This is a genomic window from Vibrio sp. RM-69-4 (assembly GCF_024743775.1).
Lineage (GTDB): Bacteria > Pseudomonadota > Gammaproteobacteria > Enterobacterales > Vibrionaceae > Vibrio > Vibrio anguillarum.
Genome location: NZ_JAMQXI010000037.1, coordinates 24351 through 41757 on the forward strand (window position 1 = coordinate 24351; position 17407 = coordinate 41757).

14 protein-coding genes and 1 pseudogene are annotated in these 17407 nt (G+C 43.2%); 5 read left to right on the forward strand and 10 right to left on the reverse strand.

The annotated features are described in order from the left end of the window. Positions 1-166 precede the first annotated feature (166 nt). Entirely contained in the window at positions 167-1771 is a 1605-nt protein-coding gene (locus tag NB504_RS06270; RefSeq protein WP_017042824.1) for an ABC-F family ATPase, read from the forward strand. A 139-nt stretch (positions 1772-1910) separates the two neighbouring features. On the opposite strand, the gene NB504_RS06275 is transcribed toward NB504_RS06270, so the two are convergent. From NB504_RS06275 to NB504_RS06290, 4 genes are all read right to left on the reverse strand, one after another. Next, on the reverse strand, positions 1911-3599 hold the full coding sequence (locus tag NB504_RS06275) for an SgrR family transcriptional regulator (protein WP_017046920.1): 1689 nt from the start codon (positions 3597-3599) through the stop codon (positions 1911-1913). Between the two features lie 79 nt (positions 3600-3678). Continuing rightward, a complete protein-coding gene (locus NB504_RS06280) occupies positions 3679-3912 on the reverse strand; it encodes a DUF3389 domain-containing protein (RefSeq protein WP_164996829.1) in 234 nt (77 codons plus the stop codon). Between the two features lies 1 nt (position 3913). Next, positions 3914-4366 carry a hotdog fold thioesterase gene (locus tag NB504_RS06285; RefSeq protein WP_029388466.1) on the reverse strand — a complete coding sequence of 151 codons (453 nt, stop codon included), beginning with the start codon at positions 4364-4366 and terminating at the stop codon, positions 3914-3916. Positions 4367-4637: 271 nt separating this feature from the next. Then, on the reverse strand, positions 4638-5720 hold the full coding sequence (locus tag NB504_RS06290; protein WP_258428501.1) for a site-2 protease family protein: 1083 nt from the start codon (positions 5718-5720) through the stop codon (positions 4638-4640). Between the two features lie 203 nt (positions 5721-5923). Between NB504_RS06290 and NB504_RS06295 the strand changes: the two genes are divergently transcribed. Continuing rightward, positions 5924-6490: a PhnA domain-containing protein gene (locus tag NB504_RS06295; protein WP_026027787.1), complete on the forward strand. Its 567-nt coding sequence runs from the start codon at positions 5924-5926 to the stop codon at positions 6488-6490. 150 nt (positions 6491-6640) lie between these two features. Here NB504_RS06295 and NB504_RS06300 read toward each other — a convergent pair whose 3' ends face one another. The 3 genes from NB504_RS06300 to NB504_RS06310 form a co-directional block, all read right to left on the reverse strand. Then, a complete protein-coding gene (locus tag NB504_RS06300; protein ID WP_258428502.1) occupies positions 6641-6832 on the reverse strand; it encodes a hypothetical protein in 192 nt (63 codons plus the stop codon). A gap of 323 nt (positions 6833-7155) precedes the next feature. After that, positions 7156-8106 (reverse strand): TerC/Alx family metal homeostasis membrane protein, encoded by a 951-nt coding sequence (locus NB504_RS06305; RefSeq protein WP_170900230.1) that lies wholly within the window; start codon positions 8104-8106, stop codon positions 7156-7158. A gap of 498 nt (positions 8107-8604) precedes the next feature. After that, positions 8605-10344 carry a bifunctional UDP-sugar hydrolase/5'-nucleotidase gene (locus NB504_RS06310; RefSeq protein WP_258428503.1) on the reverse strand — a complete coding sequence of 580 codons (1740 nt, stop codon included), beginning with the start codon at positions 10342-10344 and terminating at the stop codon, positions 8605-8607. Positions 10345-10603: 259 nt separating this feature from the next. Here NB504_RS06310 and NB504_RS06315 point away from each other — a divergent pair, with 259 nt between their 5' ends. Continuing rightward, positions 10604-12235, forward strand: a complete 1632-nt coding sequence (locus tag NB504_RS06315) for an ATP-dependent endonuclease (RefSeq protein WP_026028965.1) — start codon at positions 10604-10606, stop codon at positions 12233-12235. Between the two features lie 163 nt (positions 12236-12398). On the opposite strand, the gene NB504_RS06320 is transcribed toward NB504_RS06315, so the two are convergent. Beyond that, positions 12399-12905: a DUF1097 domain-containing protein gene (locus tag NB504_RS06320; RefSeq protein WP_258428504.1), complete on the reverse strand. Its 507-nt coding sequence runs from the start codon at positions 12903-12905 to the stop codon at positions 12399-12401. A gap of 328 nt (positions 12906-13233) precedes the next feature. After that, complete coding sequence (locus NB504_RS06325) at positions 13234-14139, reverse strand: LysR substrate-binding domain-containing protein (RefSeq protein WP_013867825.1); 906 nt, start codon at positions 14137-14139, stop codon at positions 13234-13236. Positions 14140-14378: 239 nt separating this feature from the next. Here NB504_RS06325 and focA point away from each other — a divergent pair, with 239 nt between their 5' ends. Next, complete coding sequence (focA, locus tag NB504_RS06330) at positions 14379-15830, forward strand: formate transporter FocA (protein WP_026028498.1); 1452 nt, start codon at positions 14379-14381, stop codon at positions 15828-15830. 107 nt (positions 15831-15937) lie between these two features. On the opposite strand, the gene NB504_RS06335 is transcribed toward focA, so the two are convergent. Further along, a complete protein-coding gene (locus tag NB504_RS06335) occupies positions 15938-16810 on the reverse strand; it encodes a YdcF family protein (RefSeq protein ID WP_258428505.1) in 873 nt (290 codons plus the stop codon). 305 nt (positions 16811-17115) lie between these two features. Between NB504_RS06335 and NB504_RS06340 the strand changes: the two are divergent. After that, positions 17116-17407, forward strand: a pseudogene (locus NB504_RS06340) (major facilitator superfamily transporter); the annotation flags it as partial.

A 17407-nucleotide genomic window follows, 5' to 3' on the forward strand; every position in this document is an offset into this window, starting at 1 on the left:
AGGCAATTCGACGTTGAGCAATTTCCGTCTGTGAGCTATCTCTCACATCTGTTCTTTTTGTAATAACTCTGTATAATTCGCCGCCTATTTAACCATTGTTTATGTTCTGCTGATTTGGCGTCTGCACATCACTGATTCGCTAAACTGAATACCTAGGAAAACTCTCTTGATCTCTACCGCAAATATCACCATGCAATTTGGCGCTGAGCCTTTATTTGAAAACATTTCTGCAAAATTCGGTAACGGCAATCGCTACGGTTTGATTGGCGCTAACGGCTGTGGTAAATCGACGTTCATGAAGATCTTGAGTGGCGCGTTAACTCCCAGCTCAGGCAACGTCTCCATTACACCAGGGCTAAAATTGGGTGTGCTGAGCCAAGATCAGTTTGCTTTCGAACAATACACGGTAATTGATGCCGTGATTATGGGTGACCGTAAACTATGGGAGATCAAGCAAGAGCGTGACCGCATTTATTCATTAGCCGAGATGAGCGAAGCCGACGGCATGAAAGTCGCCGAGCTTGAGAGCGAATACGCTGAAATGGATGGTTACACCGCCGAAAGTCGCGCGGGTGATATTTTGTTAAAAGCGGGTATTGAGGAATCGTTTCATTTTGGCTTGATGCAACAAGTGGCTCCTGGTTGGAAACTGCGCGTTTTGTTGGCGCAAGCCTTGTTTGCCAACCCTGATATTTTGCTGCTTGATGAGCCAACCAACAACTTAGACATCCACACCATTGGTTGGTTGGCTGAAGAACTTAATCAGCGTAAATGCACCATGATTATTATTTCCCATGACCGTCACTTTTTGAACTCAGTGTGTACCCATATGGCTGATATTGATTACGGTGAACTGCGTATTTATCCGGGTAATTATGAGTATTTTCTTGAAGCGTCGAGCTTGATTCGAGAGCAGCTACTCTCTGGCAACGCGAAAAAAGCGGCCGAGATCAGCGAACTGCAAGACTTCGTTAACCGCTTTGGTGCCAATGCTTCAAAAGCAAAACAGGCTAGCTCACGCGCAAAAAAAATGGACAAGATCAAGCTTGATGAAGTGAAATCCTCAAGCCGCATCAGTCCTTCGATTGATTTTGGTGAAGGTAAGAAACTGCATCGCCTTGCACTTGAACTACAAAATCTCGGCCACGCTTTTGACGATGAACAGCTCTTCAACGGTGGTAATCTGCTGCTTGAGGCGGGCTCGCGTTTGGCGGTAATTGGTGAAAACGGCGTCGGTAAAACGACCTTTCTACGCTGCTTAGTCAAAGAGCTGCAGGCCAACCAAGGTGTGGTGAAATGGTCTGAGAACGCCTCCATTGGCTATTGCCCTCAAGACAGTACTGTCGATTTTGATAACGATCTGACTATCTTTGATTGGATCTCGCAGTGGCGCACCGTAAAACATGATGATTTGATGGTACGTGCCATTCTTGGCCGACTACTCTTTACAGCTGATGATGTGAATAAGAAAGCAAGAAACTGCTCGGGTGGTGAGAAGAACCGTCTGCTATTTGGCAAACTAATGATGCAAGATATCAACGTGCTGATCATGGACGAGCCAACCAACCACATGGATATGGAAGCGATTGAAGCGCTCAATAACGCGCTAAAGTCCTACACGGGGACACTGATTTTTGTTAGCCACGATCGCGAGTTTGTCTCTTCGCTGGCCACTTCGATCATTGATGTGAAAAACAAACAGTTGGTCTACTTCCAAGGAACGTACGATGAATACTTGGCTCATCAACAGAAGTTGTTAGCTGCGGCGTAATCAAACCAACGTCATAATTCTTGATACTTGTTGCCGCCAGAAATGACGGCAACAACGGATAATTTAGATTCTGCTGTTTACGGCCACTGACAAGCCGCCTACTTGTAACTCCAAGTCGTTTGGGTATCACTGTGATTTGTTATAACTCTGGTTTAACCCAAACATTGCTAAAATCAAACCAGCCTAGAGCATTGCATTTCGCATTTTGTAATGCACCACATTGATCTTTGCTTATCCCTAACCAGCAGTGGAACATCGGAATAACTTGCTGTTTTTCTATTAAAGACTTGCCAATCTCTTTGGCCGGAAATATGGCATTTGGATCGGCGCGCCATTCATCCACTAACTGACACCAATACGAAAAATCTTCAGCGCGGCTTAAATGCTCGATATCACTGTAATCAAGTAACCATCCTGCTAACGCATCTTCTCTATGGTTAGCAATTCCCATCGGTTTGACCCAAACATCGACAGCATCGGTGTCTTCAACCGTCAAGTCATATTTAACAAGCTCCACCGAAATTCCATCTTCTTTTAACAGCTGCTGTATTGTTTTCACTAAGCTTGGAAACATAGGATGTTGAGCATGATATGCAATGGTGATCGAACGCTCGCCCGGCGGTGTAGCGGCAACATCTCCCGATGACTGATGATACCAGCCCGGTTTCAAACCATAAGCAGGTAACACCCCCAATTCGACCACTTTGTCTTCTGGTAATTGACGAAATAGGTTGAGAGTACTGAGCTTATTGGTAAGGTAGCGAGCCCAATTTACATCTGCGGCGACGCCATTTTTTCGATTGAGTAACAAGTAAGTACAGCCGGGATCAAGATCCACGTCTTCTGTAAATGAACCTCGCTTTGTTTTTATCGGATGCGATAAGCTAGGAAAAACCATCGAAGAATGTACTTCGTCAATCACCCACACTTCGACCCGGTCTAACAAAGGCCTAAATCCAAAATATCCATCAAACGCTTGCAAAACTAAGCGTTTTTCATCATTTAAAATGACTTTGTAAGGGCCAGTACCAATCGGCATTAAATCAAAATTATCACTACGATTGGACTCTGGTAGTAAAATCTTGGCACATGACTCAGATAAAAGAAGCGGTAAGCGACTATCCGCTTTTTGTAAAAAGATATCGATAACCCAGTTGGAGGGCGAGCTGATCCTATCAAGATGAGAGAATAAATTCAGAAATCGCAATTCCCACAAACTTTGGATAACACCGTCGGTGGTAAGCAAATCACCATTGTGGAAACGAACCCCTGGGCGAAGATAAAAACGCCAATGTGTTGCTGTCACCGATTCCCATGTATGTGCGAGATCTGGCTGCAGCTGTTCATATTCATCTAGCCGCGTTAATCCACTAAAAATTTGCATTACGATATGTTGCTCAGATCGACGCATGGATTTTAGCGGGTTTAGCATTGAAAGCGGGCGATAATAAGGCAACCGTATGACTTGCAGACCTTCTTGATGCTGAACACCAAGATAGCTTTGGATCACTTGCGTCAGTTTCGCCGCATCTTGATCCAGTACCGAAAATGCATGGCCAATTTTACCTTCATCTAAGTATCGACGCGCAAGGTTTTCACTGACATCACTGCGACTACGCTTAAAAATGAGATCGGATAATTTTCCACGCCCCGCCGCAGGACGCCATTCTATCCAGCCTTCATCCTCCATTTTATTTAGAACAATACGCGCATTACGGCGTGTGCAGAAAAGGATCTCGGTGATCTCTTCTAGCTGGACACCAACATCTTGGCCGTTAAAGTGCTCAAATAAGGATTCAAATTGAACGCGAAGTCGTGGGCTACTCATAAAGAGGAAATCTCAGTTTATAAAAAACAGAGATAGTTTCCTCATTTTATATTGGTTATGCAATAGTCTTAATCACTGTTTAAAGAATATTACAGCCGAGTTGTTGAGAAAGTTGCTGAATTTGCTCTTCGCTGTCTAACTTAATCGACCATTTACTTTCTGAGCAATTTACAGAGATGACATTCGCCCCTCTCCCAATGAGCTGAACAGCATCGGCTTGGGCTTGTAGCGTGATGGCCAGATCACCCAATACTCGTACCACTAATTCATGGGGTGTTACGATGATTTTTCCACCTGAAAATTCAATCACCATTTTATAAATCAACCTTGATAGCTTGAGAACGGTTACGAATTTTTTGTACTGCGACCGTCAAACGGCTGGTGCACACCAAACGTTCGCGCTCATCAGTGATATTGATTTGCCATACTTGCGTTGAAATACCAAGATGGATAGGTGTCGCTGTTCCTATAACTATCCCCTCTCGCATGGCGCGAACATGATTAGCATTAATGTCTAACCCTACACAATAGTGTTCTTGATCCACACTGAAATTCGCGGCAACTGAACCTAGGGTTTCCGCAAGTACCACTGAGGCTCCACCATGCAGCATACCAAGCGGCTGATGGGTAAAGTGACAAACAGGCATGGTCGCAGACAAAGAGTGATCAGTATAATCGGTATAAATAATATTGAGATGCTCTATCAAGGTGTTTTTGGAGGTGGCGTTTAATGTTATTAAATCGATTGGCTTCTTCCAAATATCCATGCTTTTTTGTCTCATTCATCGTAAAAGAGATTCATTCTATACTTAAACAGTAGCAACTTGCAGCGAGTAATCAGTCAGTTCCAGCGATTGAGATCCTGCCAACTACACATTTTCGAGACAGATCCGATCGCTCATAAATATTAACTGCAGTGTTGTCATTAGCAGTTTATCGGCGCTAGGAAGCCTCTTCATACAAAGATGTCATTTAAGCGCTTAAAGATGAGCACAAAAAGTGCTCTGATACATGGCTTACAGGTGCCAACGTACCGACTCAAGTACCTAAAATGCGTAATGGCAGTTGTAGCAGCTCATCCCCTGTCGTTGCAAAACCCCAAATAATAGCGATAAGCGCAGCCACTAAACTGACATACCAAAGTGAAGCTACAATTTGTCCATATCGATTCAGAGGTAGCAAATGACTTTGATGACGCTTCTTCCATTCCATTACAATTTCAATGCTGCCCATAATCAATAAAAAGCCGAACAGGGTTAATCCAAGCCAATAGCTCAAAATGACACCAGCGATCGCCGCAAGAGCACACAACGCAATCCCCAAAGTGCTGTTCATAGAAAAGCTGATGCTTTTTAACACGTGACCACCATCAAGCGGCAATATAGGCAATAGATTGAAGAGATTGAGAAAGGCATTAAAAACAGCAAGGCCGGCAAAAAATATCTCTCCTGTGATCCAGTACACGACAACCAGCACAACCGAGAGCAGCAAACCAAAAAATGGCCCCATAATTGAGATCACTACATCTTGCCAACGTGTATTGATTTTTTCATCACTTAATGCCAAGCCACCAAGAAATGGAATGAGATAAATGCCTTTAGTCTTCATACCAAAATACTTCATCGCTTTGATATGGCCAAATTCATGGAACACCAAACAGGCAATAAGCGCCATAGCAAACTGGAAGGAAAATAACCACGAATAGGCTGCGATACTTGCTGACGCCAGAACAACTTTAATCAGCTTGGCACTTTTCAGTGCTTTCATACCAAGTGAGACTAGACCAATAAGGCTAAAACGTCGCTCCGGCTTTGGCGGGCTATAAGGTGTTTGTTTTTCAATGTCTTTTTCTGAACGCTCGCCCTGCGTGACAATGTCACCATTAACTAATGCTTGATAACGAAGTTTAAAAGGTTGCCAACTCAGCTCGACATTTAGTTCACATTGGATCGGCGTTTCACCACTTAACAACTGAAATCGATAGGTCGTTGTCGCCTCGATATTCCCTGTCGCATCGCATTGCGCAACCAGTTGATTATCCCAATAGAGTTGCTGCCAGCCTGACATTGAACCTTCGAGACGAAGTGATTTTCCTAAAAATGGAGCGGAAAGGAGTTCCACAGTGGTACCTACATACAAACATAAAAACGGCGTTCATTATGCCTTTGGGCAATAACAGCGTAAAGCACGATGCCCATTTTCTTACTATTGACGATGACTTAGTTCAATTCCCTCACGAATACCAAGCTTTTTGCCATCTCCCCTTTTAATTCCAGTCGTAACGTGGATAATACGCGCTTACATATTTTTACAAGGTGGGTACTATGTCTACTGAAGCAACTTTACTTGAACGCAGCCAATCAAAATGTGAGCTTTGTTCATCAGAATCTCCATTAGCTCCATTTGTGGTAGCGCCACACACTATGGTTACTGTTGACCATGCCGTTATGTTGTGTGATGTCTGCAAAGGCCAAATTGAGAACCCAGAAACAGTAGATGTGAACCATTGGCGTTGTTTGAACGACAGCATGTGGAGCCAAGAGCAACCCGTTCAAGTACTGGCGTGGCGTCAACTTAAGCGCCTTGCGGCCACTGAGGGTTGGGCTCAAGACCTACTTGATATGATGTATCTTGAAGAAGAAGCTGCAAAATGGGCTGAAATTGGTATGGATGATGATGCAGAAAAGCCTCGTGATGTGAATGGCGTAGAACTGAAAAAAGGCGACGACGTGACCATCATTAAAGATCTCCCTATCAAAGGCTCAAGCCAAGTCATTAAACAGGGTACTGTGGTTCGCGGTATCAGTTTAAGCGACGATCCTAAGTTGATCTCTGGTAAGGCTAATGGCCAATCTATGTATATCATTGCTGAATACTGTCGCAAAAAATAATAGCCATTGACGAATAAAACAAAGGCGCAACTTAGTTTGCGCCTTTGTTTTTCAGAAACCGTTGTTTTCATGAACAGTGAAACTAGTAAATTTTAAATACAAAAAAGCCGACTATTTAATCCGTCGGCTTTTACATCTCTACACATTGAATTAACGGTATAAACCGATATCTTTCTGCATGTGACCAGACAAATTATGCGCGTAGTAGCTGCGAGGTTCGCTGTGGTCGACAAACAGAATATCAACTAAATGTGCAATCAATCCTTTGAAGTTAACCGCGTAGGTTTTTTTATCCATAGAGGTAGGTGCTGTAATCGTACCCATATTCATTGCTTGTGCCATGATAGCCTCTCTGTTAATTCGGTAACTTACTTTGTTGAAATGAATTCTAGGTGATATTTTTTTGGTTAAAAAATGACAAATTTTCCACATTCAAATTAGTTATTCTAATGAAACAACCCCATAACAATGCATGTTTTTATTATCCACGGTAATCGACTACTTATTCACATTAAGTTTGATTTGGTGAATTTAAATCGCAATAAAAAACAAAAACACCAGTTATTTACAAAATTTTCACATTAATGTTTTTATCGTCGGTTAGATAAAGGATAAATAAAAGAGAGAGGTAAGTATTGTCAAACACTTACCTCCGTTTACTTATATTATGACTTATGAGTAGCAGGTAATGGACTTCTCTGCTTATAGACAGAAGCCAACACCGCAATAATCATAGTGACTAACAGTACACCCAGTGATACTGGTGTCGGAATTTCCCACGCAGAACCGACTAGCATCATCTTAATACCAATGAAGATCATGATGAAGGAAAGCGCTGGTTTTAGGTAAATAAACTTATCCATCATCCCTTGCAACACAAAGTACAAAGACCGCAAACCAAGTAACGCAAACACGTTCGCTGCTAACACTAAAAAGGGTTCGCGGGTCACGGCAAAAATAGCCGGTATTGAATCTAATGCGAACATGACATCCATAAAAGCAATCACGCCAATCACAATCATCATTGGAGTCACAAACCATTGCTTATTGCGGCTCACAACCAAAGCATTCCCTTCGTAATGATCCGTCACATTGAACCAACGTCGAATCAGTTTCTCCGGCATTGGGTTAAGCTGTTCATCGCCTTTCTCACGCGCAAGTTGAATACCGGTCCACATAAGAAATAATGCAAACACATAAAGTAACCAATGATATTGTTCAAGCAGCTGCGCACCAATCACAATCATCACCGCTCGTAAACACAAAGCGCCGATCACTCCCCACAATAGAGCCCGCGGGCGTAAATGCTCTGGGACGGCGTATTGATGAAAAATAATCGCAAAGACGAATAAGTTATCAACACTTAACGATTTTTCTAACAAGTAACCAGTAATAAACGAGATCGTCGCCTTTTCGGCACTGTATGAACTGGTTGGTGCGTAACTATCCCAAAAAAAATAGATACTCGCGGCGAATGCAAACGCCAGCATAAACCAAATCACGCTCCAAACGGCCGCTTTAGTGATCGTGACTTTACCGCCACGGGTTTGCCAAATATCGATAACAACAAGAAATAGAGTCAGAATTGCAAAGCTGAGATAGGTTGTTGGGGTCATATATCCTCCAAAGGCGGAAGGATAAGATGGGATTAACCGATCGAAACCTTCCGCAAACAAAAACCGCTGTTCATAATGAACAGAGCTGAATGCGTTGGTCTCGTCGAAATAAGCATTCCGTTTTTAACAGAAGGCTATTTATACTTACCGGATAAGCATGCGCTTAACGAGCTGACGATAAGTAAACAAAGGCGACTACTCCCCAATCAGCGCGGATTTTATGCCTATTGGATGCAAAGGTCCATAGCCGTGATCAAAAAAAGGAGCCATTTATGCTCCTTTTTAGCTTAGATTTTTATACGCCTGCCAGTGGTAATAAATACACCAATACAGACCATGCACTGACCCAAGCAACGACGACAGCAGCATCTAACCAATCTCTAATCCACATTATACTTTCCCCTTTCACATCTTCATGCACCTTCATCGGGTTGAAGATGCGTTAAGACTGAAAGTTAAAAGGCAAAGTTTATGCCAGTAAATTTATGTCAAACCGAGTTACTGATAATGATGTTGGGGTTGAGTTCCTGCGTGGTTAAGTATTTCAGGTTTTTCCGTCAGCAGTTCAATAAACGCATCGGCCATTGACACATTCGAAACAAAACCTTCTCCCTTCATTTTCAGTATCGCATCATATCCCTCTTTGCCTTTCATGGTATAGGCCGAAGAGGTTCCAAAATAATAACTATTAAGATCAATTGGTTGCCAACCTTTTTGCTCATCAAATAACAACACATTTGTGATGCGTTGTCCTACTGGCCGATCGGCGGCATAAGTAAAAGAGAGATTGTGGGTGTAAGGATAACTGCCAGAACCTGTGCCGTCGACCCCATTGCCCAGCGCATTATTAATCGCCCCTTCAAGCATCTCAATTAAGGTTTCTCCCTGCACTCGGTAGACACCGATAGGAACGGCAAAAGGCAATAAATTTCCGGCAATGTCTGCCACCGAAACTTGTCCGGCGTTGAGCGAGTTTCTGACTCCACCAGCGTTATGTATTGCAAACTGCACGGGGTGCCCTCTTTGCCGCATGGCATAGACGAATGATTGAGCCACCAAAGGAGCCAACTCACTCGGCCCAGTTTCATCAGGAATTCTGACGTGTCTTAAGAAACAATCAGCATGTGCGATAATATTTTGTTGCAGCTGACGTACTCGCGGCATGTATTTATCGATCAATATTCCTTGGACCTGCGGATCTTTCTTACACACCACCACATTAGGGTGTTGGCTTAAAAATTCGCACGCCGCTAAATGGGTGTTATCGGTGCCCGCTTCGCTCATGCTGGCATCAAGAAACAGTCGACGGCCAAGTAACAGTTCATTACGACCCTGAAATTTGTTCACTTTGCCATCGGCTGAAAAGTCGATATAACAATGACCTAAGCTCAAAGAATGATAACCAGATTGGACGACATAAGTGTCATTAATTCTTAAACCATACTCATCATCTTTCATCAGCCCTAGTGCACTAAAATCACCTTGTAATCGGTGGCTATGCCCGCCGACGACAACACTAATGCCTTCCACTTGCTGTGCGAGCTCAATGTCCGCTTCATAACCTAAATGGCTAAGTAGAACAATTTTGTTGATCCCTTTAGCGCGTATTTCAGCAACCGTATTTTTTGCCGTTTGGATAGCGTTAATAAATGGAGTATCGAGATCTGGGTTGGCAATATCAGCCATTTTATCGAGTGACAAGCCGAAAATTGCAATCGTTTCATCACCAGCCTGTTTTTCTATCCAGCGAGCGTATTTACCTTGAGGTTGATAACTTATCACTTGCGAGCTACCGGCTATTGGAAAAGGCTTATTCGATCTTTCATTGGAAAGATCCCAATTGCCAGCTAGCAATGGAAATTGAATACGTTTAACAAAATGGGCAATGGGTTCATTACCCATATCCAGTTCGTGATTGCCTAATGCCATCGCATCAAGATTCAATGCGTTGAGCATGTCCGCATTGGCTTTACCTTTAAATAGCGAGAAATAGAGCGTGCCTTGGAAACAATCCCCAGCGTGTAAAAATACAAAGGCTCGCTTCATACGCACCGCATCTTCTTTCAATTGCTGAACTCGTGTTGCAATTCGTGCAAAACCGCCAGCGCTTACATACGGTGTTAAAGTCTGCTGTTGGATGTGGAGAGTCAATTGCAGCGATGTCGGTTCAAAATATGAGTGAGTGTCATTAATGTGTGCCAGCATAATTGATGCTGGTCTATTCTTTTTATGCATCATTTATCTTTCTCTTCTTTTTCCACTCTATCCTAGCTGAAGAATCATGACAGAATCGTGACTTTTATGAAACGAGTTTGAAAATATAATTACGCTAAGTCAACCTCATCACGCTTTGTAGCCTTTGTCTCATTCGGCTGCCCCTACATAAACACTTGATATGTGAGCCAGCAGCCTACTTATCTGCATAATTTCCATTATGCTTAAAGAAAAACAGACTCAGCGAGAAGCTAACTTGTTGAGTTATAAAAGGAGTCTGCCTATGCATCTAGAGCGAATTGAAATTTCCGGATTCAGAGGAATCAAACGTTTATCGCTCGCTTTTGATGAACTCACCACATTGATCGGTGAAAATACTTGGGGTAAGTCCTCATTGTTGGACGCCTTATCAGTAGTGCTACCAGCCAACGGTGTACCTTATCAATTTGAAATGCAAGATTTCCACGTCGATTACTCTATCGCTCATCCTCAAACTCAGCATTTACAAATTGTCTTAAGCTTTGTTTCTACAGATAAAAATGAATCTCGATCCGGCCGTTATCGTAAGCTGAGGCCGATTTGGGTTGAAGATGAAACGGGTACGAAACGGATATTCTATCGCATCAGTGCCACTCGTGAGCGATATGATATTACCACTCGCTACCTGTTTTTAGACCTCGAAGGCAATCCACTACCGCTGCATCATTCCGAAAAATTAGCGCAAGAGCTGATGAGCTTACACCCAGTGATCCGTTTGAAAGATTCACGGCGTTTCGAGCGACCTTTCGTCAATGGTAACGGTAAAAATTCTCGCGCAGAAAAACGCATTGATAATACCTGTCGTCGTTTACTGGCCATTCCTGGACATGTCAACAAAGGCGAGATGAGAAGTAGCCTTAACTCAATGAATGTATTAGTTGATCACTATTTTTCATTCAAAAGTCAGACACGTAAAAACCCAAGACAGCAACGTGACAGCTTAGTCTATTCCAGCCCAACCGCCGATAAAAACATAAGCCAATTTGTTGAAGAGACTAAAAATAAGCAAACTCGTTTGCTGTTGATGGGCTTACTCAATGCTTATCTGCAAGCCAAAGGCCCAACTGACCTACGACGTTGCGCTAGGCCGCTGCTGATTATCGAAGACCCCGAAGGTCGATTGCACCCTACTCATCTGGCGCGCGCTTGGAGTTTACTTCAACTATTACCCATGCAGAAAATTCTCACAACGAACAGTGGTGATCTGCTTGGCTCTGTTCCCCTTCATTCGATTCGGCGTTTGGTGCGTACTTCTGACCGTACCATTGCAAATTCGATGATCTCTCGTGGATTGAGTAAGGACGAACTACGACGTATCGGTTTTCATATTCGTTTTCATCGTTCAGGGGTGCTTTTTGCTCGCTGTTGGTTGTTGGTTGAAGGAGAAACTGAGGTGTGGCTGTTTAGTGAGCTGGCTCGCCAGTGTGGCTATAATCTAGCCGCCGAAGGAGTACAAATTGTCGAATTTGCTCAGTCTGGTCTGAAGTCCTTAATTAAAGTGGCGAAAGCGTTTGGCATTGATTGGCATGTCGTGACTGATGGCGATCCCGCTGGCAAAAAATATTCGTCAACGGTACGCGGTATGCTGACAGGTGATCAAGAACGACACCGCCTAACCGAACTTCCCGATCGAGATATCGAACATTTTCTGTACTCTCATGGCTTTGAGCACTTCTTCAAAGATTTGATTAAAATACCTTACGATCATCCAATCCCTGCGAAAAAAGTGGTCACACGTGTGCTGAAAAAACACGCGAAACCTGATTTGGCGCTTGCCATAGTTTCCCATTGTGAACAACAAGGTGTGGACTTTATTCCTGTACTGTTGCGCTGGACACTAAAACGCGTGATTACGATGGCCAATGGCCACACGTAAAAAAAGGCACACATGATTGTGTGCCTCGTATCATTCCCATTTCGCTATATGTGACTAATCTTATATTGAATGGGTATATCAACAATTTTGATGAATCGATACGGATCAATTGGGGGTAACCTTTACCAATGCAGATTTCACCAGCATTAGTCTTAAACATAAATTAACAAGTTGAGGACTTAGAACGCGTTTCAATAGTTGCGCAGTCGCTCAGCGCTGGCTGGTTAGATCGTTGATGCAACCACATACCACTTGTTTTCATCGCAAAGCCAAAAATGCCACCTAATAGAAGTGATGGAATAACCAGTTGCCAATCACCACCAGCAGCAAAAGTGGCACAAGCGCCAATAAAGGTTCCAGGGATATAACCAAGCCACGCTTTCGACGCTTGAATGCACATTAAAAATGCCACTACCGCAGTGACAACGTAACCCAAAATATCCAAGCTCACCAAACTGGATGAATGAATAATGACCATTACCCAAAAAACGCCACTGATATTAGTTATCAAACTTTCTGCAAGACCTTTAATACCTTCGGTTGGAGAGGCAAAATAACTCGTACATCCTAAAAAGCCAGCCCATGATAGTAAGCCTAACGAAACGGCTATCCAGCCCCAAACACCAGAAAGAATGCCTGTCGTTAGTGAAATTGCAAATAGTGTGCTCATAGCGCCCTCATTTAGCCGCTATCTGCCTGTCATTTAACAAGCCGTTGCTATAGCGACATCAATAAATCAAGTGCCGATATTAAAAGCTTCAACCACAGATGACTAGTGACCTAAGTCATGAAATAAATGCAATGACTGCACTTATTTCATTGAAATGTTGACGCAAACGATAAATCAACACATTTGAAGTGCTTTTTAATCGAGCATGAGCGTTAGATTAGGTGATGAGGGTGTGTGGCATGATGCTAAATGCGAACACTCAACAGCTTCACTTATCACACCCCATATTGAGAAGTAACAAAGTAAATCATAACCAAGATTAACAAGCTTAAAGTACGCTTGGTCGTCCTTTCATCATGCGCAGTCCTTCACGCTTAATGCACTCAACCAACGGGTTTTCAGCCATATCTGCTCGCCAAATAAACGACAACGTTCTTTCCATATTCAGATCAGGCACATTGAGCGCTACCAGTTGGCCATTCTCAATAAAGCGTTCTACATCGAGGTAAGGTAAACAAGTTAAGTACGGACCATTCGCAACCATACTGCGTAGCACAGGAACATGTTCGTACTCTCGCCACACATCTAAATCGGAAATAAGATGGTGAATCGAGCTATCAAAAATATTTCGAGTGCCAGAACCGTGTTCTCTTAACACCCATTTGGCTTGTTCAAGCTGTGCAAGACTCACCGTTTTACATTTGGCAAAAGGATGATGAGCCGAAGCTATCACTGTTAGGTGATCTCGACACCACACTTCTTGGGAAATACGGTTATCATCGCATCGACCTTCAATGATACCAAGGTCATATTTGTAGTCGAGGATGCCATCGATCACCCCTTTGGTGCTTTTCACACCAAGCTCAATACGCATCTCTGGGAAATCGTTATCAAGAATGCTGATAAGGTCTGGAACGAGGTGCTCGGCAGGGGTCTGGCTGGCCCCCATACTGATTTCACCGCTAAGCAAGTGCTGATCATAAAAGCCCATTTCGATCTGCTGAGCATCTTGTAATAAACGCTTCGCTTTCGGCCTAAGCCACATTCCCCAATGAGTTAATGCCATCTGCTTTCCTTGTCTTTCGAACAAAGGGCGACCTAACATTTTTTCCAATTGTGCTAGCGACATACTGGTCGCGGATTGAGTTAACGCTAATTTATCCGCAGCTTGACTGACGCTGCCACTATCGGCAACAGCATCGAAAACTGCTAATTGTTTGAGTGAATACCGCACTGCTTTTCCTATTTAGCTTTCATCTACTGCGCGCCACACCTTTAATTTCAAGGGAGTTAATATGCGCAAACGGTTTCATTCTACTCTTTCATTTATTCATATCAATTCATTTGATGAGTAATCTAAAAATTATCAATTTTACTACTTCATGACCCGTTCGTTAGTCTGTATGGGAAGCAAGGCATGACGCTTTGTTTGAACTTGGGAGGTAATTATGAAATTGAGCTTTGGGAGCGTGTATGTCTGCAGCCTACTCTGAAAATAAACAGCTGTTCTCACCGATTGAGATGATGGCAGAAGCCGAGAAATTTGCATTAAGCAAAGCCAAGAAAAGTAGCGGTATGACACTGAGCCTTGCCATTATGGCTGGTGCTTTTATCGGCTTAGCATTTTTGTTCTACATCACTGTCACCACAGGCAGTGCTAACGCTGGTTGGGGGCTCAGTCGGTTAGCGGGTGGTTTAGCCTTTAGCATGGGGCTGATTTTAATCGTGATTTGTGGCGGTGAACTGTTTACCAGTTCCGTATTGTCGAGCATTTCTTGGGCCAATAAACAAATCAGCTTTAGCAAAATGTTATCCATTTGGGGCAAGGTTTATATCGGTAACTTCATTGGTGCCATGTTCTTACTGCTTTTAGTTACTGGGGCTGGTCTCTATCAGTTGGATGATGGTCAATGGGGGTTGAATGCGCTGAACATCGCGCAGCACAAACTGCACCATACACCTGTTCAAGCATTTTCTCTTGGGGTGCTATGTAACTTACTGGTTTGTCTTGCGATTTGGTTAACGTTTAGCTCAGCCAATGCAATGACCAAAGCCGCAATGACAATTTTGCCTGTGGCGATGTTCGTCTCTAGCGGCTTCGAGCACTGCGTAGCCAACATGTTTATGGTCCCTTTAGGCATTGTGATTCAAAACTTTGCACCAGAGAGCTTCTGGCAACAGATCGGTATCAGTGCCACTCATTACGCAGATTTGAACATTCATCAATTTGTGGTGGCAAACCTTATCCCAGTGACTTTGGGCAATATTGTCGGCGGTGCTGTGTTGGTTGGTCTCGCCAACTGGTCTATTTTCCGCCGTCCACAACTTAAAGCCGCAAACATTAGCACTATTACGGAAACAGCAACAATTACGTCAGTGAAGGAAACGAAAATGAATAAAACAATTACAGTTAAAGACATTATGAACACCCAACCTGTAACTCTAGGCGTGGAAATGCCAACCGCAGTAGCGATTGATATGTTGCTGGATAACCAGCTCGATAGTGCTCCTGTGGTTGATGTGGCTGGTCGTTTGGTCGGGTTTTTCTCAGCTCACGATGTCATGGTGGATTTATGGTGCCAAGACTACCTCCCTACCGAAGGGCAAAAAGTGGTGGATCTTATGAGCCGCGATGTTATCGCCATCGATGCATCTGACCGTCTGATTGATATCGCCGAATTTTTATGTATCGATAAAGAACAATTATACCCCACCACTAGCATGGGTATTGCTACTCGTTTTAGCTCACTCTCTTTAGAAGAGCGCGCAAAAAGCATGAAAGTGAACAAACCACAAAATCTCCCCGTCCTTGAAGATGGCAAGTTTGTCGGTATGCTAACTCGTAACCATGTACTGGCAGCACTACGTCCAATTTATGGCGAGCGTCTAAGCGTGGTCAAAGAGCGTACGTTAGAAACGGCTTAACACGTTGTTTTGTTCAAAACGGTTTTTGGTCAGGAAATAAGTCGCTTGACTAAAAAGCAAAGGCCCCGCATTGCGGGGTCTCTTTGATTCATCTATTTCGCTTGTTACTATCCCTGACGCCACCAGCGTCCGACGCATGGGTTTTCAGGATCAAGATATCGATTCAATAACGTTAAGTTGCTGTCGAACAAAATGAGATAAGGTTGAATCTCACTGACACTTAACGCCCCCTTTGTGGCATTGATACATTGCATCAATAAATCCGTAAGACAGCGAACAAAAACCCACTTTGGGTTGTCTGCGATTTTATGGTTGATCGCTAAAATAGCCTCATATGCGATTTGGTAGGGAATGGCTCTCACTTGCGTGAGATCGCGCAAAAATGAGCCCGCCACGACACCTTCAAGGTAGACACGGTAAGTCGTTAGTTGATCGGCCAATAGAAACAGTTCCACGGCTAAATGCGTATAAGGGTATTTCACCGCTAGGTGATCGTGCAGATCCGGTGAAATAGCCAGCGTGATCCCCATCATTTCACAGCGTTGTTTAAGCACTCGCAGTAACCCTTGCTCATCCATTAGTTGCTGAATTTCAAAAATACGCTGCAAGTGATAGTCGTTAGAAATGAAAGTGACAGGTAATGTTTTTTGCGTATCAATACCACCGTTTTTTTGCAGCTCTAACGCGACGTTTTCGATATTTTCTACCGTGCTGGTTGAGTACTCTTCCAGCAAAATGCGGTTATTCGAAAGTGACACATTGAGCCGAGTAAGTTCCGATTGAAGATAATGATACATAGCCTTCGCTTCAGAAATCTGTTGCCCTAGCGTGAGCCCACCACATAAAGCAATGACACTATGATCGATGTCATGACGTTGTAACGCCTTAACAAGGCCATCAACACGGCTACGCCCTTCTAATGTTAATTGCTGATCAACAAGTCGTTTACCTAATACGATATAAAGATGCTCGGCTACCATCGTTATTTTTCTCTCTCCATTCCAGCCACCATAAGACTTGTGTCATAGCAATCGACATCAAGAAAGCAGCAGTATTAAAACGTATGGTTTGGTAACACGTAAATACTCCTACATGTGCATAGTGCTTGAGTCAAAAAATAAAATAAACAATCGCTTTTTAAACATTACTCAAACGATAGCCACGCATTAGAAATGCTCGTGTATAAAGTAAGGTTTCTGCGATAATTGTTTCAATTTATTTATAACTACCGATGATAAAATCCACAGGAATAAACTCTAAAAATCCACTACATGGAGAGATTAATATGTGGAATAAACTCAATAAATCAATGATGTTCTGCCAAATGATGTTTGGCTTATCATTTTACGGGGTAATGGTTATCCTAACCCGTTTTTTTCTAGAAGATTTGGATTATAACGAAGCCGATACCATGATGGTGGTAGGAGCATTTTCATCCATTGGCCCCCTTTTTGCGATCGCTGGTGGTTTTATTGCCGATAAGTTCCTTGGCGCTTATCGTTCATTAACCATTGCCTACGGCGCTTTTGCTCTTGGTTACACACTACTGGTGCTGGGTGCCTCAACAACCAACGTCG